Here is a 23,829-nt window from a genome sequence, read left to right on the forward strand (position 1 = left end):
GTACCTCAGCAAGATTTTTAACCGGATTATCCATAATTTCCAGCAGAAAGGAATACTGAAGATGACTGCAAACAGAGATATTTATATTGTGCTGACCGGAACAGGCACAGCCTTCAGCGGACTTATAAAATGGTTCACCAAAGCAGAGCTGAATCATGCTTCGATTGCCTTTGACAGTGAACTGCGCGAGGTCTACAGCTTCGGCAGAAAAAAGGTATACAATCCGTTTATCGCCGGCCTTATCCATGAGGATTTCGTTCATCCGTTCTACAGCAGCGCAGATTGTGCCATCTATCAGCTCAGAGTCACTACGGAAGAGTATGACACCATGTACAACCATGTCCAGGGGATGATGCAGAATCAGGAACGTTATAAGTATCACCTGCTTGGCCTGGTCGGCGTGCTACTGAACATCCGGATTGACCGGGAGAATGCTTTTTTCTGCTCCCAGTTCGTAGCCTCTGTATTTGAAGAAACAGCCGTTCATCCGGTAGCCAAGCCCTCCTGCTTCGTCACTCCGGAGGATTTCGCTTCATCCCTGTGCGCCCACAAGATATTCAGCGGCAAACTCTCCTATTATATGCACCGTACCAATCGGATGGCCCACCTTAATTCCAGTCTACATAATACCCCGTCCTCTGTTCCGGCAGAATATGCTGCAAGAAGAATGCGGCTTAATGAAGAACGGGCCGAGGGGATCGTCTGAACGATCACCCTCCGCCCGCTTGCGGCTGTGTGAATTATAGATTAAGTACCTGGATCACAGAGGTGGAGTGCTTCTTTATTTTACTCGATGGCTCTGATAATATTCTGTCCAATCTCCGAGTATCGTTACCGTAACCCGATCCACTTTGGTGTGATATTCATTGGTAGCCGTAAAAGTGAACGTAACCGGGCCATCCGGCAGCTGTTCAAAAGACGGGTCTGCCAGTTCGCCTGTCCACACGGTCTTGTCACTCCCGGTTGGACTCAGTTCTGCTGTGTACCCTCCAGTCATCGTAACCTGCACAGTATCCGGCAAGCCGGTTGCCTTCCCCTGGAGCACAAACTTCTCACCCGCCCAGTATACGCTATATCCCCGCGGACTTTCAGGTGAACCGCTTTGCTTCAGATTGTATGCCTGACGGTTGTTATTCCACTCCTCTGTATGCTGGACAGCCCCCTTAATGCTAAGCAGGTTAACCATCATAAATTTCTTCGGAGATACCTTACTCCATTCAAAGCCGTCATAGGCTTCTACTTCCACTCCATATCTCACATTCTCTACAAGTGCGCCGGCTGGCACCTGCCACTGATGTGCTTCCGATAGTTGTTCACCGGATTGGACCTGTATGCGCCCATTGGACAAGTCGATGACCCGTACCTTAAAACGCTGCTGCACATCGCCGTCGACATCCTGATAATCCCACTTCAATATTGGAGTTAACGTACTTACAATGGTAGGACTTGTGGACACTGTACTCGCCGGGTAGGTGACATTGACTACTGGGAGCCGGTTCACTACTGTAATATTTTGAATCCGTTCCCGGTATAGGCCCAAAGAATCTGTAACCACTTGCCGTAACGAAAAAGTCCCGTTGGTAGTAAACTGCTTGGTGAAATCACTTTGCGTGCTCGACAGCCCCTCTGCTCCGCTTCCCGGCTTCAGGAAATATTGATAGCGGATGCTGTCGCCTTTCGGGATATCCTCATCCGTGGCCGTGCTTTTGATGGTAAGGAGATCTGTCCTGTAGATCGGCAGCTTTGCCGCATCTTTTCCTGTATCTGTAGTTAAGGTGAATCCCGGCTTCGGCGGGTTGTCGATGATGAAGGCTTTTTCGTTGGAGATTTCAGACCAGGAACCCTTGGAATAGGCCCGGGCGTATAAGCTGAACAGAGCGAACCGTTCAAAGGTGGGATTCGCCACCTGATGCTGCCGCACCCCGCCCGAAGGATCTGAATCCTCAATCGTGTTGACCAGCAAACCGTCTTTGGTGAAGAACTCCAACCGGTAGTTCTCTTGCGGGTCATTCTCCGGGTCTGAATACAACCATTCAATCAGCGGATCTCCTTGAAGCTCTGCGTCAATAATTGAAGGATTAGACAGGGTTCCCGCAGGAGTGCTGAGTATAATAGACGGCGGCAGGTTTGGATTCACATTGACTTTTAACGCAGCGATATTCGATTTGCCCCCAACTTGATCTACTACCCAGTGCTCCAGTGTGTATATCCCTTTGTCCTGGAACTCTACATTGATATTGCGGGTATTGTACATCCGGGTAGCCCCATCGCTGTGAGTCACCTTCCAGTAGTATTGCAGGCTGCCAGCATCGGAGGAATCCTCATCCGCATCAATCCCGTAATAAGTCTTACTGTCATACTGGTATACCACCGAAGATCCGTTAATCTCTGCGGTTGGAATATGATTCTTGACGGTGAACAGTCGCGTAGCATTCGAGCTCAGCGACCCGTCCGATGCCGTAAGCCTCATCTCCCAGCCCTCTGAAATGGCCTGCTGCTGCGAAATCCCATTTCTTGCAATCAAATCACGGATCGTCATAGATGGATAACGGTTACCACTGGCATAATAATACCCGCTGTTATTGATCCGTGCGTTCCAGCCATAGATTAGGGGGTCTCCGTCCTCATCCGGATCAGGAGTCAGGTTCTCCAGTGAGATCACTGTATCCCGATACACTTCAGCGGGCATATTGAACGCAGCTGCCGGAGGATGATTTATGACTTGTACTGTTTGGCTGTAAGGCTGTGACCAAAGCCCCCGGTTATCATGGACCTGAAGGGTCAATTGATACGTCCCCACACCGAAGGCAGCGATATTCGGCGGCACCGCCGCACCGCCCCAATGACTCCATACCTGCTGCCACCCGTCCTTGATCACAGTCCAGTTGTACACATCAAGCGGATCATTATCCGGGTCAAAAGACTTGTCAGTGATCGTCGTGGCCTTACGATAAGACACAATACTGGGCTCGACAGTAAACAGCGCCACTGGCGGCAAGTTGCCTGCTGCACCTACTGTTTGCTGCGACCAGTCGCTCCAGACGCCCACCCCATTCTCACCATCTACGTCCCTCACCCTTAGACGGATATCATACTGGTCACTGCTCGGCAGTTGGGCTGGAGGGTACCCATCCGTCCAGACTTGCCCCTCTGTCTTCTTATATTGCCATTGCCAGTCCATCAGCCCCTTGTTAGAGGCAGTGATATGATCTAAATCATATGAACTGTCCGTGATCTGCAGCCATCCGCCCGTCAGCCTGGCACTGAACAAGGCAATCGGCTTGCGGTGAACATGGAAGGTCATGGAGGACAAGTTATTCCGGCTCCATTTGCGGTAGACATCGAACCGGTCATCACCCTTGGGATTGTCTCTTCCCTGGAAGTTAGCCACGTACACCCCGCTATACGGGAAGGACGAATATGGCGAACTTCGCCATAATCCGGAATCACCAATGATCCCCATTGAATTGTCAAAGAAATACGGATCATGGTCAAATCTGTATCTTTCTTCCCGCTTCGGGTCACCTTCAGAGTCAGAGTATTTGGTTCTAACCTCCACGGGAGTATTAATCAAGACAAACGATTTATTTCTCATTTGTTGTCTGACGTTAATCGTAAGCGTCCCCCGGGCTGTCATTCCTGATGGGTCCGATGCTGTGATGTTCATGGTGTAGGTTCCTGGTGGTATCGTGTCTTGAAGAACATCCAGTGGAATATTAAATATTTTTGACATCTTGGTTTGAGGTACCACGGTCTTTTTGTAAAATACGTTCGGAATCTCGGCTGTTACGGTGAGATCCTCGTTATCGGGATCACTAACATACCCCTCAATATTAATCCCGCTTAAGTTGGGGGCATTGACTAAAGTAATACCATTGGCTGTCCCGATAGAAAGACTTGGTGCATAATTGGGTATTAATTCTGCAACTCTGGTCATGTATGGCGACCACCAATAGGTGTTTGTCCTAGCCAGCACTCTAAACCGGAACAATTCTGGATCATCCGCTAGACCTGGAGTGTATTCATTTGGCTGATAATAGTTATATCCTTGTGCATATTCATTAGGATATGTGTTCGCCATTAAACCCCGTATTTTGGACATATCTACATCAAGAACAGCAGGCATATAATATCCTTGTGATGCTACTGCATTGATGTGTAAATTTCCCCAATCTGCTGACCAGTTGTAATACTGACCATAATAATCAGGTGTTCTAGGATCGTTACAGCTCCATAATTCGTCACGGCCATAATCTTGTCTGTTTATTTCATATTGATATGCTTTTTTGGTATACACGGTACTACACATTTCGATTTGCATTGGCTCAGTATATCCGGCCCAATCAGGTCTTCCCGTTGTATAGGTGACATGTAAATTAGAGCCTGGAACAATATCATAGGTCAACCTTTTGGTAGTTTTATTAAATTTAAGATTGGTTACCTTCAGAGCAGGAAAATCAATGACAACCTTATCATCCTGATTGCCATGTCCCCCTCGTCCAGCTTCAAAGTTAATATCCTTGTAATATATGAAATCGTCTGCTGCTGCCTGCACAACCGTTCCGATTCCTACTCCCTCTAGGGCTGGTTGCGGTAACAAAGGCAGCAGTAAAGTTAAACTTAGAAAAAGGATAATGATCCTTTTAACTTGATGTTTCATATGGCCAGCTTCCCCTCCTCCCTTATAAATCCCAATCTACTTCAGGCGCGCGGTTATTCACTTCTACAATCCGCTCAATCACATTCTGGGTCGCTTCAGAATTCGTCCGCAGCCGATCCGCATCAGTGACAAAATCCTCAATGGTTGGCTGTCCGAACTCTTCAAGAACAGTAACACGTACCTCATACTTCCCGACCTGATACAGCTCCAAATTTAGGCGGGTTTGGTTGGCGTCGCTGAACTGAACCCAGCCTTCATCTGTGAAATTTCCGTTGTTATTAGAATCGTAGCGATATTCCCAGATCCGTTGAATGATATTATCTTTGTCTGAAGAGAATGACATATCATCAATCGAGATGATCGCTTTGTTTCCATTACCCGGGTCCCGATAGGAACCAATAGGCATTGCAAAGTAGGCAAAAGGGGATTCGTCGGGGGCGATATCAAAGATAATCTCCTTGTCCGAAGCATACCCGGCCGTATTCTCTACGTGAATTGTAGCTTTATACTTTCCTGGCTTCTTAAAAAGAATATCCTTACTCTCCAGTTCGGCCAAGTTGCCGCTGTACTTAATATCCGCATTCGTCCCACCGCTGACTGCACTGATCGTGACCTGTGTCTTAGACTTAATGATCGGAAACCGGGTTGGACTCTGGCTGCTGTTGATCAATGTAGTTTTCCGATTCTGCTTGAGTGATCCGATAATTTCCAGGCTTGCCGATGGAACCGGTTCGATAACCGTTACTTCCGTACTGGTGCTCCCGATTAGACCATCATTATCGACAACGGTAAGAGTAATGGGGAACGTCTGTCCAACATCATCTCGGGTATACCACACATAACCCCTGGCCGTATTCTCTATGCCCCCTTGCGCTCCAGGAGTTCCCCACGCGTAGTCGGTAATATATCCGTCTGGATCAGAGGAGTTTCCCCCGTATACCATCATGTCAGAACCGGCTTTGATGTACTTAGGTGCAGAGATCCGGGCGATCGGCGGCTTCCCTTCCGGCTTGGTCGGTTTGCTGGGTACGGATGGATAGGTGATGGGGTTATCCGTCTTGTACACCCCGGCAGAGACCTCCATTTTCTGCTCCAGGGAGGTTATGGTTCCAGACTTGGTGAGGACCGGCTTTTTGAATCGAATGACAACAGTCAGGATATAATCCTGCTTGAAATTATCATTGATGACACGACTCGCCGGGATGGAAAGGTCAAAACTCTTGGATGCCGTAAGCTGCTTGCTGTAATCCTTCTTCATGTCGGCCTTGCCTGTACCATTCTTCTCATTGGCATAAAACACCCATTCCTCGATGTTAGAGGAATCTGTATAACCGAGCAGCTCGCCTTTAACGTTAATCTTCACATCGACCTTGCTGCCTTCCAGCTTGATCGGGTTCGGGCTTGGCTTCTCCAATGTGGCCGTTCCGTTTAGGGTGGCCTGGTCGGGTGGGGAGTAGTCGAAGGTGACCAGGCCTCCATAGCTGTAGGTGGTTACTTTGGCATCGGCTGTGTAATAATACGATGCGAAAGCTTTATATTTGCGTCCTTCCGCTTTACCTGACAAACCATCATTGCTTTCCGCATCCCACGGTACCCCGTCAGGGATTGTATAATTTAAAATCACTCTTCCATTTTTAAATTTCGGATCTTCTGCATAAGATGATTTTTCAAAAGATACAACCTTTATAGTAGATTGAATTATATCCTGATTATTAACAACCTCATTTACCGATCCGTTGTACCACTTCAAGAAAAGGTTGTCTTGATAAGGGCCTGCGGTTACCTTCGTTCTTGGTGGATTCCGTGAAGGATAAACATCAGTTGCAGTAACATCACCAGTCTTCATACGGTCATTATGTTCGTCATATTCGTTTATCTGCCATCTTCTTCCGTCTGAATACAACCAGATAGAGTTATAAATTTGTGTCCTAAACATTGCATCCCAAGAAGCCTTATAGCCTACGACATTTCTATAGTACTTTTGATTAGCCACCCCATTTAGCGCAACTTTAATTTTCCCGTTTTCCAAAGAAACACTCACCTTACCATTCGGCCCATTATATTTTAGACTTCCTGTTTTAATAGAAGAGCTAGTCACACCATTAGGAAGCTCTAAATAAAAGTTTTTAGCCGAATTGTCAGAACCAAGTAAACCAGTCGTAATAGGAATAGAAATTGAAGTTGATTTTGTGTCAGCAGCTTGCACAGATTTAGAGAATACAAAAGGAACAATTAGCGATACGCATAAACATAATAAAATCACTTTCTTCATAATCAGTAGTCCTCTTAATATTTCACTATTAATTTTTCATCAAAACCATTAGCATGATACAAACGAACTGCAAAATAATCAAAATCTTTTTCATACAAAAATGCTTGATACGTAGACAGTTCTTCACCTGGCTTGAGTGTATAGTAGTAGAATGCACTTTTATTGTTTATTTTCCCCTCATTTGTTTTTGGCCAAATAGGATCTAACTCCCCTCCCCGTTTTAGTGTTAAAACCCACTTATCTTGTTGATCATTCAATGATCTTTTTACCGTACTATTACTGTTATTCTTTATCGTAATTTTAGTCCAGATGAAATATTTAGGCTTGCTTACCAATACTCCAAAGGAGTCATATCTAAATTGTTTTATTAAATTCTGGGCATCCTTGGAGTTAATATCATAAATCATGATCTTCTCCAACGTATAACTCAATCCCCCGGCCGTAACCGTCACTGGCAGCTCCATATCCTTCACTAATCCATACTTGGAGAGATTATCTCTCATTACTGGTGCTGCCGTTGACTGCGCCGTTGGTTTAGCTGTCGGCTTCGCTTCTGCTGCACTGACAGCTCCCGTTTGAGCAACAACCGAACCTGTTAACAAGGCCACTCCCAGCAAAGCTTTCACCGCTGTCTTCCCCACTAATGTCTTGCTGATCATCTTCTTTTTCATCATTGAAATCTCCCTTATTTGTAATTTTGAACCCGTCAGCGATTCATCCTATACTCCTGCACCGCCGGGACCGTGATGGCCTCTTGGACCTTGCTTCTGGAGATGAGAACCGGATGCTCGGTTTGAATAACCGCTATGACCGAAGGGCCTTGTATGTATTTGGTGATGCCGTAAGTACGGTCTTCATAGAGCAGCGGAAAGGTGGCTCCGGTTGCTTCATCCACAATGTCGAACTTAACGATCTTCACTTGAGCCTGAAGCCGGCTCCCCGCCAGGGGGGATAAGCCGTCGTCCAGTCCCAGATTGCTCTGCAGGGTTTGGCGGAAGGTGGCATAGGCCTCAGCGGGGTCAATAACCAGCCGGCCTTGTGCCCTCGCTGCTTCGTTCAATTCCTGTGATGCGTCATGGACGGCCATGTTGTTGGCGTCCTTAAGCATACTTCGCATAGTATCCCACTCCTGATTCTGAATCTGAAAGAACCAGGAATAAATAAAGATCAAGAGGACAAATGCCAGCTTAATAATATAATCCATTGGTTAGCTTCATCCCTTAATTAATCGAGATATTCACTCATGATCGAGCCATGTCCGTAATACTGTGTGGGCTGGGATACGCCGGAGAAATTATAGGGGAACAGGTTCACCCGCGGTGCTGTCACGAACACATCAATCCGCTGTTTGCGCTCTAGGATTACTTCTGTTCCGCTGGTAACTTGGATCGAGCTCTCCGGAAATCCGACGGCCTTCAGATTTGAGATGACCTCAGCCTTCATAGAGGCCGTGACCATCCCTTCTGTCGCTGCCTTTTGCGTGATATAAGATGTGTTGGCCTTGACCTGCAGATCGAGCAGATAATCAATGTACGTAAAAATCGGCTGCAGGATTATGAACAGCACCAGCCACATGAACAATGCCCGGAGGACGGTTGCCTTCAAGCGCAGCGCCTCCTTTTAATACTGCTCGACAGCTTTGACATGGGTAATAATATCATCCTGGCTGCCGCCGATAATGCTTGTAGCCCCGGCAATAAAAATACCGGCAATCACAAAGCCAATAGCCAGGAACAGCGCGACGGAAATCGAGTCCTTCTTCATCTCAGTTAAACCAAGGGATGAACGAGCGTGTCAGTTACAGCAGCTTCCCCGGAATCTGCCGGTTGAACCAGACTAACCTTGGGAATATCAGGCCGGTTGTCGTCGGCTTTGTCAATTACGTCCCGTACCACAGGAATCAATATAGCGATTACGATAGCCACACACAGGAATCCGATAGCGATAAATAAACCGGTAGAAATAGCATCTTTTTTCATTGTTAATATCTCCCTTATGATTTTATATTGTAAAATGCTGCTTGAATATAACAAAAATTTCACTTGTAGCACTTTCTTGCTGCCAATGGCCAATTCTGCTCACTGAAACATACCTACGCCGTTAAAATTTCCTTTGATCAGCATAATGTACTGCATGGCCAGCGAGACAATCATCAGGAAGGTAGCGATAGACGGAATGACATTGATGATAGTGGAAATATCTCCGATAAAGGACCACTTCTTCAAATATTGATCGCTGGAGATTTTGGTGATGATTTTGCCCTGCTCCCGTAAATAATTCGCCGCTTCATGGTCATCATCCATCCCCTCCGTCGCCAGCAGAATGGAGCGGATATCGTTGATAAACGTATGGTTCTCGGGGAATTTGCCGCAAAACCATTCAATCGCCCGCTCCGTTCCCTCATCCACCGCCCTTTCCGAGAGCTCGTACAGATCCTGGCGGATGTAATTGAAATGGTTGGCCGTTCCGGCGCAGAAGGCTCCAAATTCCACATATCCCCGCTTGCGCAGCCGATTATTCTCATAGAGACGGATGAAGGAGATCAGCTCCCCGTCTTTTTGAATCAGTGTCTTCTGATGCAGCCAAATCAGCAGCCAGCCAAGCGGCAGAGCCCGCTTCGGACTGGTAATCAGCAGAATCAGCAGGGCAATAAGCGGATCATACACAGACATCGGCTCGGAACGTACGAAGTCTCCTGCTGCCTGGATAACCAGATACATCACAGCCGCCGAATAACGGAACAGAGTGATTTTGGCCGCTGAGATGGACAGCCCGCTCTGATTCAGCAATTGCTGGAGCCGCTCATTTTGCACCCGTTCCCCGAAGGCCTTCCACTGCATGCTCAGACGGAGCACATACCGTTCCTGACGACTGCTGCTGCTGACAAAGACCAATAGGGCAAGATACACAATACCTGTTACAGCTATTAATAGTAATAATCTATCCATTATTCATCACCTTAGTGGTAGTCCAGCTTGGGTCTGGCGAGGATGGTACTAATCATGAACGAGATGAATAATCCCGCAATGATCACCATCATAAAGGTAAGTCCAACCGTCGTTTCAAACTGTAATTTGAAATAGACATCCGGCTTGAGCATGTACATAAACGTTCCAACAGAAGATACCAGCACAATCAGATTTCCGTACAGCCCCAGGCTAATCGCATCCCTGCTGCTTGCCTTCACCGTCATAATGGTCTCCCGTTGCAGCTCCATCGAGCGGTTCAGCGTCATGAGTGAGCTTTTGAGATAACGTGTCCCCTCCTTCTCGCAATAGAGCAGATCGGAGACGAATTCTACGGCAAACGTCGTCCCAATCGCCCGGGCGAAACGCCCTGCTTCCTCATTCAGCTCCCGTTCATTGCTGTAATTGGCGAACGCTGCCCCAAGCAGCTTCAGAGGAGTCTTCAGCACGTTATCCCCGGGCAGCAATTCACTGGTCTTCGATAAAATGGAATCTGCGGATAAATGAGTGAATTTGGTGGCGATTTTGATCACATCGAGCAGGTCGTAACTCCCCCGTACCTTTCTCTGGGCATGGGCATATCTCATCCGCAGATAAGGAATACATGCCGAGAGGACTGCCAGGAACAGCGGAAGCCGCCAGGCATTCTGGACAGGTGCGCCGTCATTCAGGACCATTCCCTCAAGAAAAGGATTGCTGAAGCTCATCTGCCCCGGCAGCTCCCTCAGTGTCAGCAGACTGGATAGAAACACCCCCAGGAACAGCATTCCTGAACGGGCGGTAAAGCGCAGAACACTGAGGCCCGGCTCATATCTCTTATGGGCAAAATACAGCAGATCATCCAGATGACGGTACAGCCAATTTCTCCTCTTCACCGTTCTGACTTTCTTACCGAACAGGCTCCTTCTCAGGTCCATCCGGAACTCCAGCTTCTGCCCCCACTGCTTCAGCCCGCGATGGGCAAGCGGCTTCACCAGCAGCCAGAGTCCGCCTACAACGAGTAAGTGAAGGATAAACTGGATGATATATAACAGCAGTTCCACAGGCTCCGCTTCCTCTCATTCATTCAAAACAATTTTGGATTTCAGACTTTCCTTCAGCGGGTTAGCCATCGGCTTCTGCGCAGCAAGATGTCCAAGCTCCTGCAGCAGCATCCGTGCAGCTCTGGCATTCTTCTTCTTCATCTTCAGCATCAGCCCCGGTGTCAGCTTGTCATTATAGCTCCAGGCCGATTGCTCCGGTTCCCAGCGCATCAGATCACTGGCGAATACCGAGTTGCTGGCTTCTTCATAAAAGACCTCGGAAATCCGCGTCAGCCGCTTCTTCCCGTCCGGGACACTTTCCAGAATAAATACCAGCTCACAGGATTTCAGCGCTGAGATTAAATGCCCCTTCAGGCTGCCGCCAATCCGTGTAGATACGGCAAATGCCCCCTGATACGGAATATCCTCTGAATCTACAGTATGAAAGGTTCCTGTAATGCCGTCATAGCCCTTCTCTCCGCTCCACAGATAGAATTCCCATTCGTTATAGCGCATTTCCGTCATGTAGAGAATGTTCGGGTCATGCCGCAGGGACTCCACTCCGACCTCCATTAATTCTTCATTGGATGCCTGGATCGGGATGATCCGGTGGCCTTTAATCTGATACGGCAGAATCGACTCCGGATGCTTCTCAATCATGACTACTCCCATGCAGGAAGAGGAGCCCAGCAGCTGCTCACCGACAATCGTATTGGCAAAAGTGGTTTTGCCTGAGCCTACCGCCCCAGCGATAATCGTATTGCGGAACGTGCCTGTGAGGGCGCGGATCAGATCAATCGCTTCTGCAGGAATACATTCCGTACCGGCCTGATCGTCAAGATCCAGGAATTCAACAACCTGACGCCGTAACGAGATGGTGGTGAAGCCCTCCCAGACCCGCGGCGAGACCCAGATGGCTAGACGGATGAACCGACCCGGCCAGAGGGGATCATCCATTTTGAATTCCACCGAAGGGTTATCCTTGTTCAGCTTCTTGTTCGGATCACTTTTCAGCAGAGAACGCTTAAGCTGCTCCACCCGGTCCAGCGAGGGCATCTCGTAAGGATAAGCGACAAACCTCCCTTGATGGTTATAGAAAATCTGACGTCCGATCATCTGCAGTCCGGTTGATTCACTATAAGCACGGTCTGTAAACCAGCGGTAGGCGGGGCCAAAGCCCTTCCATTCATGAAACAGCGCTTCTGCCGCTGTACGGTAAGCCTCCGGCACTTTGCCGGTAAACGGGGTCCGCCGCAGATATTTCTCAATCTCGTTCATGAAAAAGCTGACCGCCTGCGGATCACCAATCAGCGCCTTGGCATTCAGTTCGAAATAGCTGTCATCCTCACGTTCCAGCCCGGCGTTCATTTCATTTTTCATTTTTTGCAGGAATCCGTAAAAGTCCTCTTTGCCTGGTGTGCTGGTACGCAGTACGCTCTGCTTCAGTGAGAAACCCTGTGTCATTGAAATATCCCCTTCTTGCGGACTTCGCGGGCAAGGCCCAGCGATACAAGCAAAGCATGGACCTTGTCGTCCGCTTGCTGAAGCTCCTTTTTGCCGAGCGGCAGGCTCTCCGGGAAAGATGGATAATGCGGAAGCTCCAGCAGAAGCTCGCAGCCGAGATGCAGGGCCAGATTCTTCGCTGAGGTCAGCTCCTCCACATTGCTGCGGTTAATAATCCACTGGAAGTCCTGCGGGTGCAGGTCCATATGCCCGGCCAGCTCCATAAGGGGCTGCAGCCTGTATTCATGCCGTGGATGCGTCACCATCATGCGCAGTACGGATTTCTGCATACCCACATACCAGGCGGCGCTCTCGGGAATCGATCCGAAATCCGCTATAACCACATCGGCACTCTCAATGGCGCTGGCCAGCAGATATTCGATCTCCTCTTCCTGGTAATCCTGCGCGCTAAGATAATCGAAGTTGCCAGGCAGATAAGCATAACCTTCCTGCTTCACCAATCCGTCAAAATCCTCAGCATGCAGCATTTTTCCGGTAATCCGCGGCCGCAGCCTGTCCAGACTAACCGCTGTCTTCCGGTCATGGCCCGGATCGTACAGATCAAGACCAAGCAATATCACCCGCAGACCTGAAGCGGCAATTCTCCTGGCGAACAGCTTGGCGATACTTGTACAGCCAATACCCGGTCCTGAGCCGAAGAATCCGACCAGATTACCGCTGTCTTTAAGCTCATCCTCCATGATGTAGCGCAGCTTATCTATGATAGCCGCCGAGGTCGAACGCGGGGGCATGAAGAAGATGCCCAGACCCTCACAGTGCATATGTATGGCCTGATACCCCCTCACTCCTTTTTGCAAATACATATACAAAATAGAAGAGTCAGGGTACCTCCCTCTCAGCTCACTTAAATCCGCCACCGGCACCTGCTCGCTTGTCACCATCAAGAGATGCCCTCCGGTATGTTCAGGCCCCGGCAGCACACTTTGTGCAATGACCGTAAATCCTGCAAGCTTAATTTCATTGATTGTCAGCTGATCAATTCCCAGACTGAATATTCTCAAGCTCATCCTTCCTCCCTTCTGCTTCTGCTCCGCGCTACTCTACCCTTACAATCCATAGCTTCTTGCCCTGTTCGAGATAAGCACCCAGCAGCTCACCGTCGCTCTTCTTCAGCTTCAGCTCAGGTGCTGCCACCTTCCCGGTCGAAGTAAAGCGGTTATTGTTGTTGCCATTCTCTGAATCGAGTACATCATTGTTGTCTTCAGTACGCACATAGTTCACCGTCACTCCGCTTAAGAATACCTTGCGGGCCGGTACCTCGGGCGGAACCTCTGCTTCCAGCAGGGAAGAAGCGTCTGAGGCCTTACTCCCTCCGGGAGTAGTTACAGATGCAGGTGCTGCTGCCGCCGGGCTGCTTCCCCGCCGCTCTTTAGCGGCCGGTTCACCTTCTACCAGATAGATATCCACCTTATCCCTGCTGCGGAGAGAACCGTTAATGGCATAGATAGCATCCTTGGGAATGGGGAAAATCCCTTCATCCTGCTGCGGCTCCAGCTCGCTTACATCAACCAGCGATTCGGTCAGGATGCTTCCATCTGTCAGATTGACATTCGTAATCTTCCGTTCCACCTGATCCAGGCTTGTGATGACCCCGGCCGGAATATCTTTGGTCTGCACGGAATCCAGATAGAGATTCTCCGCCTTAAGCTCATGATTCTTCGGCAGAAACCCTCCGCTATCCACTTTAATTTTGACAACAGTCTGTGACAGCACATAAGGCTTGAAGTAGAGATCATAGCCGAGCAGTCCGCCGAAGCCGATGATCAGAATGAGGCAAGCGAAGAAGTAATTGCGTTTCAATAAACGTCCGTGTGGTGTTGCCAAGCCCTTTACCCCCTTTGAATGTGATTTTGCACATAACAAAATACACTTAGGATTAATATCCAAAATGTGGTAAAATGCTTTTTTACCTGTCATGGTGAGAAGTGTATTAGATTATCATGTGAGGTTGTCTAGCTTGAGGCTGCGGGAAGTTCCCGGCTGAAGATAATGTCCGGTAAAAGCCAGGCCGGAACGATGTGATGTACATTTGCTTTCGCATGTTCCCTGGCTTTTACCGGAGTGGTTGTAAGGCTAACTGAAGTAGTCCGCTGATTAGTTAAATACTACTGTCTTGTTATGATGCACGAGAATTCTGTCCTCGATATGCCATTTCACGGCACGGGCCAGAACCACCCGCTCAATCGTACGTCCAATGCGCTTAAGCTCATTCACATCGTCGCTGTGGCTGACCCGCTGCACATCCTGCTCGATAATCGGTCCGCCGTCCAGCTCCTCGGTCACATAATGGGCAGTCGCCCCAATGATCTTGACTCCGCGCTGATAGGCCTGGGCGTAAGGCTTGCCGCCGACGAATGCGGGCAGGAACGAATGATGGATATTGATAATCCGGTGCCGGTAATGCTCGATGAACGAAGGAGAGATAATCTGCATATATCTGGCCAGAATGATCACATCAATATCTTCACCGATCACCTCAAGCTGGCGCTTCTCTGCTTCGGCCTTCGTCTCTGCCGTAACCGGAATATGATGGAACGGAATCCCGAAGGACTCTACATAAGCCTGCATATCGGTGTGGTTACTGACAACAAGGGCAATATCCGCATCCAGATCACCGGCCTGCCACTGCCAGAGCAGCTCCACCAGACAATGATCCTCCTTGGAGACAAAGATCGCCAGCCGTTTCTTGTGGCTCACCTTGAAGATCTGCCAGTTCATCTTGAAGCGTTCGGCAACGCCGCCGAAGATCGTACGCACCTCTTCAATCCGCTCATCCAGCCCGAGCAGGTCAAACTCTATTCTCATGAAAAACATTCCGCCGTCCGGGTCCATCGTATATTGGTCCGACTGCACAATGTTCGCGCCATGCTGGTACAAAAAATGCGACACCGCCGCTACAATCCCCGGACCGTCAGGACAAGAAATGAGCATACGCGCCCGGTCAGGATGTTGTGTGCCTGATGAATGATCTCTCTTCACATGTAATTCCATATTTCTCCGTCCATCCTCTCATCTGTTAACGCAATCTGTTGTTTGATTAGGCCTTCACGAGCAGCTGTTTGCCTGCCAGCCAGGCGATCAGCCGGTGATTAACGGCCTCCTCACTGAGCTGAGGGAATAATCCGGCGGCCATTACCTGATCATAGAGACGTTCCAGTGGTTCACGGGGATCTGCCTTTTTGGCCTTCGCGTCGTTCTTCAGCAGTTCCCACACATCAAGAACATAACGGCGGGAATCCAGCTCCTGCTTGGCAAAAAAAGCATGCAGCTCTTCCAGCTCCTTCAGGAATTCCGCTCCGAAACGTTCAGAGACATTGCCGCGCAGCAAGGCGATTTCCACTTCATACATAGGACGGACCTTCTTCGCTTCTTTGCCGATCCAAGGCGTCTCCAGAATAAACGGCAGACCTGCCAGCGCCTCATGATGCACAACATTGTTGATTGCCTCGTAACCAATGTAGCCTGAGCCAATCGGAGTATGGCGGTCTTTGCCCGCTCCGCGCGGGTTCTTACTGTCATTGATGTGAATAACACCGAGACGCTCAAGGCCGACGGTGTCATCGAATTTCTTCAGCACCCCATCCAGATCGTTCACGATATCGTATCCGGCATCATGAATATGACAGGTGTCCAGACAAATGGACAGCCGCTCATTGAATTCGACCTTATCAATAATAGAGGCAAGCTCCTCAAAGCTGCGGCCGACCTCCGTCCCCTTGCCGGCCATCGTCTCCAACGCGATGTGCACATCCGTCTCATTCGTACCGCCCAGCACCTCATTCAGTCCGTCTGCAATACGCTGAATGCCATATTCAGAATCCTTGTCGGTGAATGCACCCGGATGCAGAACAATATGCTTGACCTCAAGTGCATGGGTGCGGCGGATCTCCTCCTGCAGGAAATCTACTGCCAGCTGGTAGGTGTTTTCCTTATAGGAGCCCAGGTTAATAATGTAAGGAGCGTGAACCACAATCTCCTCTACGCCATTCTCCCGCATCGCCAGCTTGCCTTCCTCAGGGAACATGGACTCAATTGGCTTACGGCGCGTATTTTGCGGCGCTCCCGTATATATCATAAACGAGGTAGATCCGTACTCATTTGCTTCATTGGCCGCGCTCAAGAGACCCTTGTCCGCGCAGGACACATGTGAACCTATTTTCAGCATGCCTATTTCCCTCTTTCCTTCACGAATTAACCCTTATTCTACCGTGATCGGGAGAATAAATCTAGGCAAGCCCGGAGAGGCTGCTTTGGCTTCGCAAAACTTGGGAAATACGCTATACTCAAGATAAGTAAAGGAAAGTGACAATCATCATTGTCAAAGGCGGTGTAACCATGCATTTTCATTCACCCTCAAGCCTGTTATCCACGGGACCAAGCAATTGGTTTATGAATTCCATCGCATTTTGGACGTTTTTACTGCTGGGCTGTATGTGCATCGGCGGCTACTTTATGTTCCGCAAATTCCTGAAGGTACTGCCCAAGGCTGACGGCAAATCCAAGCTGGACTGGCAGAATTACTGGGTAGAACGCAGCCGGCCGCTATGGAGCGACGAGATGAAGGCTTTTCTGGACCAGCTTGTACAGCCTGTGCCTACCCCCTTCCGAGACATTGCCAAGCATTCCATTGCTGCCGAGATCGGCAAGCTTGCCGTGGAGAGCGATGCGCCGGAGGTCACCCGTGAGCACTGCATCAAAGGCTATATTATCGCCACACCTCGGCGCGACAACAGATTCCTGGTCACCTTTCTGGAAAAGAACGGCATCGACTACGCTCCCTACAAACATCTGGTCAAATAAGTTACTTCACTACCGGGCGTCCAGAACAGGAGGAATCCCTATGAAATATATCATATGCGGAGGCAGCGGATTCATTGGCATTGAGCTTACGGAATATTGGCTGAATAGCGGACATCAGATTATCAGTGTCGGCCGCCGGCTCCCGGAGAATAAGCTGGCACATCCGGGTCTGAGCTATCTTACCTGGGACAGCCTCGAATCAAATCCAGAAGCTGCCGAGGGTGCAGATGCACTGATTAACCTGGCCGGAGCTTCACTCAGCCAGCGCTGGACTCCGAAGGGTAAGCAGGCCATTATGACATCCCGGCTTGAAACCGTTACCGCTGCCGGGAAGCTGCTGAATTCCCTTCAGCATAAACCCCAGATCATCATCCAGTCTTCTGCCGTCGCCATCTATGGTACTTCACTGCAGGATACTTATAACGAAGCTTCTCCTGTCCGTGTTGTGGACTTCCCTTCAGAAGTCGTCAAGACCTGGGAGGAGGCTGCTGATGAAGCATACCAGGGTGTAAGGCTGGTCAAGCTGCGCACAGGTGTCGTACTCGGCAATGAGAGCGGTGCTTTTCCCAAAATGAAGCTGCCTTACTCGCTTGGCTTCGGCGGCAAAATCGGCACCGGCAAGCAGTGGATGTCCTGGATTCACCTCACAGATATCGTCCGGCTCATTGAATTCTGCATTCTTCATCCCGAGCTGGAAGGTCCGGTCAATGCCACGGCTCCACAGCCCGTCACCAATGAACAGTTCGGAAGAATGATCGGTAAAGTCTACCATCGTCCGCATTGGTTTCCTCTCCCTGCCTTTCTGCTGAAGACCGCTGTAGGTGAACTGTCAGAGATTCTGCTGGAGGGCCAGCGTGTGCTGCCTTCCAAAGCGATCAACCATGGGTTCACATTCACCTACCCGACACTTCAGCCTGCACTGGAGCAATTAAGAACCCAGTAGGTTAGGCAGTGTGAAATGTGTAGCACCCCCTAACAATTGTGAACACAGCCCCTTCGGTCAGCGGGTATTCTTTATAGGGAACCATCGTCTCACCTGCAAGAAACGTACCATTCCTGGAGTCCAAATCCTTCAGAATGTATCCTCCCGGGCCTCTGGAGATTTCAGCATGGACCCGTGAGGCTCCTTCTGACTTCTCTACATACTGGGCCACCTCTGATGAGCGTCCGATAATGAAGCTGGGACGGTTCAGCTCAATTCTCTCCGGGACTCCGCTCTCATCTGAATCGGTTCTTTCCAGATAAGGCCCTGTACGGCCGGCTAGGGGTGGCCCGCTGCCTGTACCCTGTTCAGGTTCACGGGTCAGCAGTGCCGTAGCCATTGCCGTCTCCTTCTTCTGGGGCCTGCTCCCGGCTATCCCAGCCGATGCCTGTTGGCTGCTGGCCGATTTGCCTGTGAAGCCATTGGCTGCTACATCAGCTAATTGTTGCTGAACTACCGGATTCCTGCCGAAATCCCACTCCAGTTCGCTTCTCAGCTTCCGCTTCCGGGCTGCACCACTATAATCCTCTTCCGCAGCTTCCAAGTCTTCCTCAGCTTCGCCCCATGCCACTCTTCCACTCCATACCAGCCAGCCTAAAGTTGCAAGAATCAGAGTACCCGCAGCACAGACTATGAGCCACAACGTCCCGGGATCATGTAAATAGAGAAACTTCCATAGCAGTGCATCACACAGGACGGCCCCCAGCAATACATATGTCCTATAAGGACTACTAGGCCTGTCCGCAGCCTGAATGGCTCTCAGTGGTTGGTCCGTTGCCGTCTGCCCACCGGTCGCACCCTCCTTCCGCTTCAGCTGCGGCGTACCGCTCATCCAAGGAGCCGGATTAAGCATCGAGCCAGAAGACAGCGCCTGATTATCTCCTTGTCCACGCGGGGACGCTGCGGCCGCCGGGAACTCCCTTGCCGGTTCTGCCATGCTGCGGAGCGGAGGCTGTACCCAATCTATCCTGTTTCCTGATCCGGCAGCAGAGGTACCCGCCCCAGCTACCTGGCTCCCATGGACAGGCTCCGCTGCTTCAGCATGGACCTTATGATTGTTCGCTCCCGTCAGCAGTTCCGCCAAAAGCTCCTTAAGCCCTGCCGGACTGAAGGTATCCTCCCCGCAATATTGCAGCAACCGCTGGATACCGTCACCGGACAATTCCTGAAGCGCAGCCATGAAGACCATGATCAGCGATTTCAATGCTTCACCCGGTCTTAGTGAAGGCTCCGTACGTTGCAGCGGAATATAAGTCAGGAATACCTTGCCGCTGCTGAGCGGGCCTTCAATAAAGATAAAGTCCTCATGGAGCGCATACTGCTCTGTACGCAGCATATATAACTGCCCCTCCTCCATTCCGGCAGCGATCTGCAGCAGCAGTCCGAAGAACTCCATCATGCTGAGCTTCTCACTCTTAAGTAATGCCCCCAGCATCTTCCGCTTGGAAACCTTATACTCCAGTGTTACCTGTAAATCTATCTCTCTGAGGAGCAGCCGCAGATGATGCGGAATACCGCTATTCATCAGCATCCGGGCCTGCACCATATTGAGCTCTCCTGCGCTGAGTCCTGCGGATCTGCCCAACAGCATAGTTATTCCGTCCTGCTGGATGAAATCACGTTCCAGTCCATACAAACTCCCTCACCTCCTGAGCTGACAATAATAAGCTTGATGTCAGAAATAAATATAAGCACAGATGAATCCCGGAAATACTGCCAGCATAAAAGGAAATCGGAGCAGTTCCCCCTCCAGCCCTTTGAAGGAACTCATATTGCGCAGCAGCAGGAAGCCCGCTGTCCTGCTAATCATGCTGCGGAGCCTGCGGCCGCTCTCCCGTCTGAACAGAATAATAACCCAGCCCACGACCGCCCCTAAGAGTACTGAATATACAATCACCTGAAGTGAGAAGAGTACACCGGTCCAGGCTCCGATGGCGGCAAACAGCTTAACATCCCCGGCCCCTACCGCTCCGATAAAATACATAATCAGCAATAGCAAAAATCCTGCTGCGCCGCCGCAAAGAGAAAACAGCAGTCCCGGCCAGCCCTTTATAATCGTCTGAAGGATGAGCCCCCCGAGCAACGCAGGCAGTGTAATCCAGTTAGGAATTCTCATCCAGCGTATATCTGTGAATAATGCCGCTGTCAGAAACGGCAGGCAGCCCCATATTGCCCATTCCGTCATCCGTGTTCCTCTTTCCTAGTCTTTTATTTTTTCACCACTGTAAAGGTTGCTTCCAACGTAGTTCCATCAGCCAGACTAATCACGAAGGGCCAGGTCCCCGGCGTTGTGTTGACGCCTATTTTCCATTCCCATTCGATGTACCCGTTCTCATCCGCCTGCTTCCAGCCCAGATACTTGGCAGTGCTCCGGCCGCTCTTGTAGAAAATCGACAGATTGGCGGAAGCCCCGGGAGGCACCTTCACCTTTATTGTCCCCTGACGATTCGCCACTCCCGGGTTTGGCTTCTCCAGGATCATGATCGTCCCGGACTCCTCCTCCGGTTCAGCCGAAGTTCCCTCCCCGGAAGAATCCGTGTTGCCGATCCATAAGCGTTCAACAGCGCTGGCCTCCAGCACAATTTTTTGATTCAGGAACGGGACTTTCATCGGCAGTTCATAGCTGACCACCAGACCGAAATAGGGATGCGTACCTTTTTGAAGATCTGGCACAGTAACATTGGAAACATGAATCCTGCTATATTCAAGCCAGTCCGAGGACATATAGGGACGCAGCATAGGCTTAAGCACCAGATCCAGCGCAGCCTCCGAGGCTCCCGCCTGCACCTTCTGCAGCGGTCCCTCTCCTTCCCGGACAGCAGCCCTGACCCAGGCTTCCATGGGTTCTGGAAGCTTACTGACGTAGTCCTCACTCCATTCCGTTAGCGACAGCCGCGGAATGCTCCAGATTCCCGCAGAGGCTGGGTCACCAGAACTGCCAGCTTCACCTGCCTCACCCGCTTCATCTGCTTCACCTGTCTCCCCGGCTTCATCTTCCCCGCCAGCAGCATCCCGCTGCTGCGCAGCCAATGCCGCAGGATACATATGGGTTGAGATGATTTTGACGGTATCAGAAGCTGTGCTCTGGAGCGCTGTCGAATACAACGTCATTTGGATAATGAAGATGAGGAACAAGATAAACAACAGGAACATGGGCAGAACCAGCGCCGCTTCGACAACCATGCTGCCTTCCTCCTGCGGGCCCGGTGACTTCCGCAGCCAGTGCTTCATTCTCCTGTCCCCCTTCAATAAGAAAAGTCAGCCCCTACTGTTCTGAAATACGTTTTGCCCCGTATATCACCTGGCAGTCCTGCACTGTAATCCACCAGCTTCACCACACCCGGGAGGAACCAAAGCGGCATCCCCAGCGTGAGTTCTGTGGAGGCATATGTAAATTTCTCTATCGGATTGATGCCAGTATTCAGACGGATAAGCGCAAGCATCCGGGCCAGCTGCTCTTCGCCTCCTCCATGAAGCAGGAGGAACAGCCGCAAATAATCACGGTACGAGAGTTTCGCAGTCATATATTTAGATAACGGAATCTCCCCTTTCGTGCAGAGAAGGATCATATCCTGAATAGCCTGCTCAATGCCGTACAGCAGTGCAGCCGCCAGCACAACGAGCGGATTGCCCAGGCCGGATTTCTCTATCATCCCCTCCATCGTCCGCACTGCCAGCCGCATGGCAAAGATCTCCCCATATGCTGACGCTACATTCCCGGCAGGATTATAGAATCCATACAAGATATATTCGAGTTCCTGTGCCTGCGGCTTCAGCTGTTCCCCAAGCTGCTCACCGGCTCCTTCAGCGGACCCTGAAGCCAAGGAGGTCAGCGCCGACAGATCAAAATGCCGGAAGTACATCGCAGAATACTCCGTCTGATAAAGCCTGTCCCTGGCTCCTTCCAGCACACTGCCCATTGCAGCATAGATACCATCCATATCCTTCATCGAAGATTGGCCCGCAGCATAATGACTGGAGGTGTTCACGGAAGCAGCCGGTTCCTGTTCTACCCCTTCGTTGAATGAAACATTCTCCTGGTGGTACCGGCGCAGACTACGATATTGTTCCATCCCTTCGCCTGCGCTGCCTCCAAGGGCGCGGATCTGATCCAGCAGATTCATGGCATCCCCAAGCTTCTCCTTGGCCTGCCGTTCTATCTGCTTGCGTTCGCCGTCGGAGGTGCGGCGGCTCTCGATCCGTGCGGCTTCTGCGGCAATAACAGTGCCGTGTTGTCCATAGCTCCCTATATAGCCGTTAACGGCCTGAGAAGCATCAAGAACCCCGGAAGTCATAAGAGAATGGTCTGCATAGAGCCCCGCTGCCGTGCTTAATATAGCCGGTAGACTGGAGACCACCGGTTCCATAGGCAGAGCTGCACTTCGCTGTACCCCGATGTTATTCTCCATCTCGCTAATCTCTGACGAAGGGAGGATAAGCCCCTCCACTTGTTCCCTCAGCTTCTTAAGCGGTTCTGAGCTAAGTTCTCCCGCAGTCTCCGGAATGTCCCAGCTGCGCGCAGGATCATCCCCGGCAGCACTGGCCTCTGCATTGGCCTGTTCAATCACACTCTTCATCTGAAGGTTCAGCGCCTTAACCTGTTCAAACGCAGCCGCTGCCTCTTCCAGCAGGCGGTTATTGCTCTCTTGAAAGTCTGCCAGAGCTGCAGGGATACGGCCTGCCAGTTCAAGGGTCTGATTCTCATAACGTGATAGAACCGCTGTATACCTCGGCCACCTTTTGGAATCCCGGTAATAATCCTCATAATACTTATTCACATAATCCCCATACATCGCCGGGATGTCAGAGCCAGAAGCCAGAGGTCCAAGCGTAAGCGCGGATATGCTATTCCCGGGAGGGTCCATCAGAAGCTTCTGCAGCTTCCGGGCACTGTCAGCAGCTTCCCTCCGCTTCCGCAGCATAAGATCCAGCGCTTCCTCGCGCTGATCGTACAAGGGCTGGAGGTCTCCCAGTACATTCGTTGTCCGTGAAGCTTCAGTCATTGCCGCCGATAACGGCTTAAGCTTGCCTGCCAGCTCCAGGGCGAAATCAACCGGCGCTTTGTATTTCATCTCTTCAATAATCTGCCGCCGGAAGACCTCATAACTGCCCAGCGGACGGCTCCAGTCCAGGGAAGAGGAATCGACCATCACGGGAAGCAGATTAAAGGCATCGCCCCGTCCGCTCTCGTACAGATTATCGTTAAGCACCTTCGACATCAGCTGATTCCCGTCTCCGCCGCCGAAGGCAAATAATCCATAACCCTCCCGCAGTTCAATATCATAAGCAGACATCACGGAACGGATAGCGGCTCTCGCCAAGCGTTCCTCCTGCACATTCACTGCTGCAATCCGTGCATAATCAATTAGTACAGCGTTGAATAGAAATACAAAGGCCAGAACCATAATCAGAAAGATCGAAACCGAACCTTCCGCTGCACTAAGACCTCTGAAGGTATATCCAGCTAATCCTTTACCCGCATCGCTTCTAGTAATACTAACTTCATAGTCCAGGAAGCGGCTCCGGCCAGAGAGCTTGTTCAAGGAACTGCTGTGCTTGAAAATACGCATATGATCTCCCTCCCCTTGCCTTATCCCCGGAAC

At 50.4% G+C, this 23,829-nt stretch carries 21 protein-coding genes; 3 read left to right on the forward strand and 18 right to left on the reverse strand.

Annotation, left to right across the window (positions count from 1 at the left end):
- The first annotated feature begins 61 nt into the window (after positions 1-61).
- Positions 62-706 (forward strand): hypothetical protein, encoded by a 645-nt coding sequence (locus HQN87_RS27485; RefSeq protein ID WP_211722411.1) that lies wholly within the window; start codon positions 62-64, stop codon positions 704-706.
- A gap of 75 nt (positions 707-781) precedes the next feature.
- On the opposite strand, the gene HQN87_RS27490 is transcribed toward HQN87_RS27485, so the two are convergent.
- From HQN87_RS27490 to HQN87_RS27555, 14 genes are all read right to left on the reverse strand, one after another.
- Entirely contained in the window at positions 782-3,667 is a 2,886-nt protein-coding gene (locus HQN87_RS27490) for a PKD/REJ-like domain-containing protein (RefSeq protein WP_173139822.1), read from the reverse strand.
- Between the two features lie 1,015 nt (positions 3,668-4,682).
- Entirely contained in the window at positions 4,683-6,932 is a 2,250-nt protein-coding gene (locus HQN87_RS27495) for a hypothetical protein (protein WP_173139824.1), read from the reverse strand.
- Positions 6,933-6,946: 14 nt separating this feature from the next.
- A complete protein-coding gene (locus HQN87_RS27500) occupies positions 6,947-7,603 on the reverse strand; it encodes a hypothetical protein (RefSeq protein ID WP_173139826.1) in 657 nt (218 codons plus the stop codon).
- Positions 7,604-7,638: 35 nt separating this feature from the next.
- Positions 7,639-8,136: a hypothetical protein gene (locus tag HQN87_RS27505; protein ID WP_173139828.1), complete on the reverse strand. Its 498-nt coding sequence runs from the start codon at positions 8,134-8,136 to the stop codon at positions 7,639-7,641.
- A 20-nt stretch (positions 8,137-8,156) separates the two neighbouring features.
- Entirely contained in the window at positions 8,157-8,537 is a 381-nt protein-coding gene (locus tag HQN87_RS27510) for a hypothetical protein (protein ID WP_173139831.1), read from the reverse strand.
- A gap of 15 nt (positions 8,538-8,552) precedes the next feature.
- Positions 8,553-8,696 (reverse strand): hypothetical protein, encoded by a 144-nt coding sequence (locus HQN87_RS27515; RefSeq protein WP_156118554.1) that lies wholly within the window; start codon positions 8,694-8,696, stop codon positions 8,553-8,555.
- Between the two features lie 5 nt (positions 8,697-8,701).
- Positions 8,702-8,911 (reverse strand): hypothetical protein, encoded by a 210-nt coding sequence (locus tag HQN87_RS27520; protein WP_173139833.1) that lies wholly within the window; start codon positions 8,909-8,911, stop codon positions 8,702-8,704.
- Positions 8,912-9,010: 99 nt separating this feature from the next.
- The gene (locus HQN87_RS27525; RefSeq protein ID WP_173139835.1) at positions 9,011-9,880 is read right to left on the reverse strand and encodes a hypothetical protein; all 870 of its coding nucleotides are present in this window, start codon (positions 9,878-9,880) and stop codon (positions 9,011-9,013) included.
- 11 nt (positions 9,881-9,891) lie between these two features.
- Entirely contained in the window at positions 9,892-10,941 is a 1,050-nt protein-coding gene (locus HQN87_RS27530; protein WP_173139837.1) for a hypothetical protein, read from the reverse strand.
- A gap of 15 nt (positions 10,942-10,956) precedes the next feature.
- Entirely contained in the window at positions 10,957-12,384 is a 1,428-nt protein-coding gene (locus HQN87_RS27535; protein ID WP_173139839.1) for a P-loop NTPase family protein, read from the reverse strand.
- Positions 12,381-13,451, reverse strand: a complete 1,071-nt coding sequence (locus tag HQN87_RS27540; protein WP_173139841.1) for a CpaE/TadZ family protein — start codon at positions 13,449-13,451, stop codon at positions 12,381-12,383. Before HQN87_RS27540 ends, HQN87_RS27535 begins: the two co-directional genes overlap by 4 nt.
- 28 nt (positions 13,452-13,479) lie before the next feature.
- Complete coding sequence (locus HQN87_RS27545) at positions 13,480-14,268, reverse strand: CpaB family protein (protein ID WP_173139843.1); 789 nt, start codon at positions 14,266-14,268, stop codon at positions 13,480-13,482.
- Between the two features lie 270 nt (positions 14,269-14,538).
- Positions 14,539-15,435, reverse strand: a complete 897-nt coding sequence (gene purU / locus HQN87_RS27550) for a formyltetrahydrofolate deformylase (RefSeq protein WP_173139845.1) — start codon at positions 15,433-15,435, stop codon at positions 14,539-14,541.
- Between the two features lie 46 nt (positions 15,436-15,481).
- Entirely contained in the window at positions 15,482-16,609 is a 1,128-nt protein-coding gene (locus tag HQN87_RS27555) for a deoxyribonuclease IV (RefSeq protein WP_173139847.1), read from the reverse strand.
- Between the two features lie 170 nt (positions 16,610-16,779).
- Here HQN87_RS27555 and HQN87_RS27560 point away from each other — a divergent pair, with 170 nt between their 5' ends.
- Positions 16,780-17,244: a DUF2621 domain-containing protein gene (locus HQN87_RS27560; RefSeq protein ID WP_173139945.1), complete on the forward strand. Its 465-nt coding sequence runs from the start codon at positions 16,780-16,782 to the stop codon at positions 17,242-17,244.
- A 40-nt stretch (positions 17,245-17,284) separates the two neighbouring features.
- Positions 17,285-18,187, forward strand: a complete 903-nt coding sequence (locus HQN87_RS27565) for a TIGR01777 family oxidoreductase (RefSeq protein WP_173139849.1) — start codon at positions 17,285-17,287, stop codon at positions 18,185-18,187.
- A 1-nt stretch (position 18,188) separates the two neighbouring features.
- On the opposite strand, the gene HQN87_RS27570 is transcribed toward HQN87_RS27565, so the two are convergent.
- The 4 genes from HQN87_RS27570 to HQN87_RS27585 are packed head-to-tail and all read right to left on the reverse strand — an operon-like array spanning position 18,189 to position 23,796.
- Positions 18,189-19,862, reverse strand: coding sequence for a DUF6382 and FHA domain-containing protein (locus tag HQN87_RS27570; protein ID WP_254075697.1), 1,674 nt, complete (start codon positions 19,860-19,862; stop codon positions 18,189-18,191).
- Between the two features lie 39 nt (positions 19,863-19,901).
- Positions 19,902-20,411, reverse strand: a complete 510-nt coding sequence (locus HQN87_RS27575) for an A24 family peptidase (protein ID WP_173139850.1) — start codon at positions 20,409-20,411, stop codon at positions 19,902-19,904.
- Positions 20,412-20,434: 23 nt separating this feature from the next.
- Positions 20,435-21,457: a TadE/TadG family type IV pilus assembly protein gene (locus tag HQN87_RS27580; RefSeq protein WP_254075698.1), complete on the reverse strand. Its 1,023-nt coding sequence runs from the start codon at positions 21,455-21,457 to the stop codon at positions 20,435-20,437.
- A gap of 14 nt (positions 21,458-21,471) precedes the next feature.
- Entirely contained in the window at positions 21,472-23,796 is a 2,325-nt protein-coding gene (locus HQN87_RS27585; RefSeq protein WP_173139851.1) for a hypothetical protein, read from the reverse strand.
- Positions 23,797-23,829 lie beyond the last annotated feature (33 nt).

Source organism: Paenibacillus tritici (assembly GCF_013204885.1).
In the GTDB taxonomy this organism is placed as follows: domain Bacteria; phylum Bacillota; class Bacilli; order Paenibacillales; family Paenibacillaceae; genus Paenibacillus_AQ; species Paenibacillus_AQ tritici.

Excerpts from the sequence above, each read along its gene's own strand:
- HQN87_RS27485 (WP_211722411.1), top strand. The coding sequence starts at position 62 with ATGACTGCAAACAGAGATATTTATATTGTGCTGACCGGAACAGGCACA.
- HQN87_RS27490 (WP_173139822.1), bottom strand. The coding sequence starts at position 3,667 with ATGAACATCACAGCATCGGACCCATCAGGAATGACAGCCCGGGGGACG.
- HQN87_RS27495 (WP_173139824.1), bottom strand. The coding sequence starts at position 6,932 with ATGAAGAAAGTGATTTTATTATGTTTATGCGTATCGCTAATTGTTCCT.
- HQN87_RS27500 (WP_173139826.1), bottom strand. The coding sequence starts at position 7,603 with ATGAAAAAGAAGATGATCAGCAAGACATTAGTGGGGAAGACAGCGGTG.
- HQN87_RS27505 (WP_173139828.1), bottom strand. The coding sequence starts at position 8,136 with ATGGATTATATTATTAAGCTGGCATTTGTCCTCTTGATCTTTATTTAT.
- HQN87_RS27515 (WP_156118554.1), bottom strand. The coding sequence starts at position 8,696 with ATGAAGAAGGACTCGATTTCCGTCGCGCTGTTCCTGGCTATTGGCTTT.
- HQN87_RS27520 (WP_173139833.1), bottom strand. The coding sequence starts at position 8,911 with ATGAAAAAAGATGCTATTTCTACCGGTTTATTTATCGCTATCGGATTC.
- HQN87_RS27525 (WP_173139835.1), bottom strand. The coding sequence starts at position 9,880 with ATGGATAGATTATTACTATTAATAGCTGTAACAGGTATTGTGTATCTT.
- HQN87_RS27535 (WP_173139839.1), bottom strand. The coding sequence starts at position 12,384 with ATGACACAGGGTTTCTCACTGAAGCAGAGCGTACTGCGTACCAGCACA.
- HQN87_RS27540 (WP_173139841.1), bottom strand. The coding sequence starts at position 13,451 with ATGAGCTTGAGAATATTCAGTCTGGGAATTGATCAGCTGACAATCAAT.
- purU (WP_173139845.1), bottom strand. The coding sequence starts at position 15,435 with ATGGAATTACATGTGAAGAGAGATCATTCATCAGGCACACAACATCCT.
- HQN87_RS27555 (WP_173139847.1), bottom strand. The coding sequence starts at position 16,609 with ATGCTGAAAATAGGTTCACATGTGTCCTGCGCGGACAAGGGTCTCTTG.
- HQN87_RS27560 (WP_173139945.1), top strand. The coding sequence starts at position 16,780 with ATGCATTTTCATTCACCCTCAAGCCTGTTATCCACGGGACCAAGCAAT.
- HQN87_RS27565 (WP_173139849.1), top strand. The coding sequence starts at position 17,285 with ATGAAATATATCATATGCGGAGGCAGCGGATTCATTGGCATTGAGCTT.
- HQN87_RS27575 (WP_173139850.1), bottom strand. The coding sequence starts at position 20,411 with ATGACGGAATGGGCAATATGGGGCTGCCTGCCGTTTCTGACAGCGGCA.
- HQN87_RS27580 (WP_254075698.1), bottom strand. The coding sequence starts at position 21,457 with ATGAAGCACTGGCTGCGGAAGTCACCGGGCCCGCAGGAGGAAGGCAGC.
- HQN87_RS27585 (WP_173139851.1), bottom strand. The coding sequence starts at position 23,796 with ATGCGTATTTTCAAGCACAGCAGTTCCTTGAACAAGCTCTCTGGCCGG.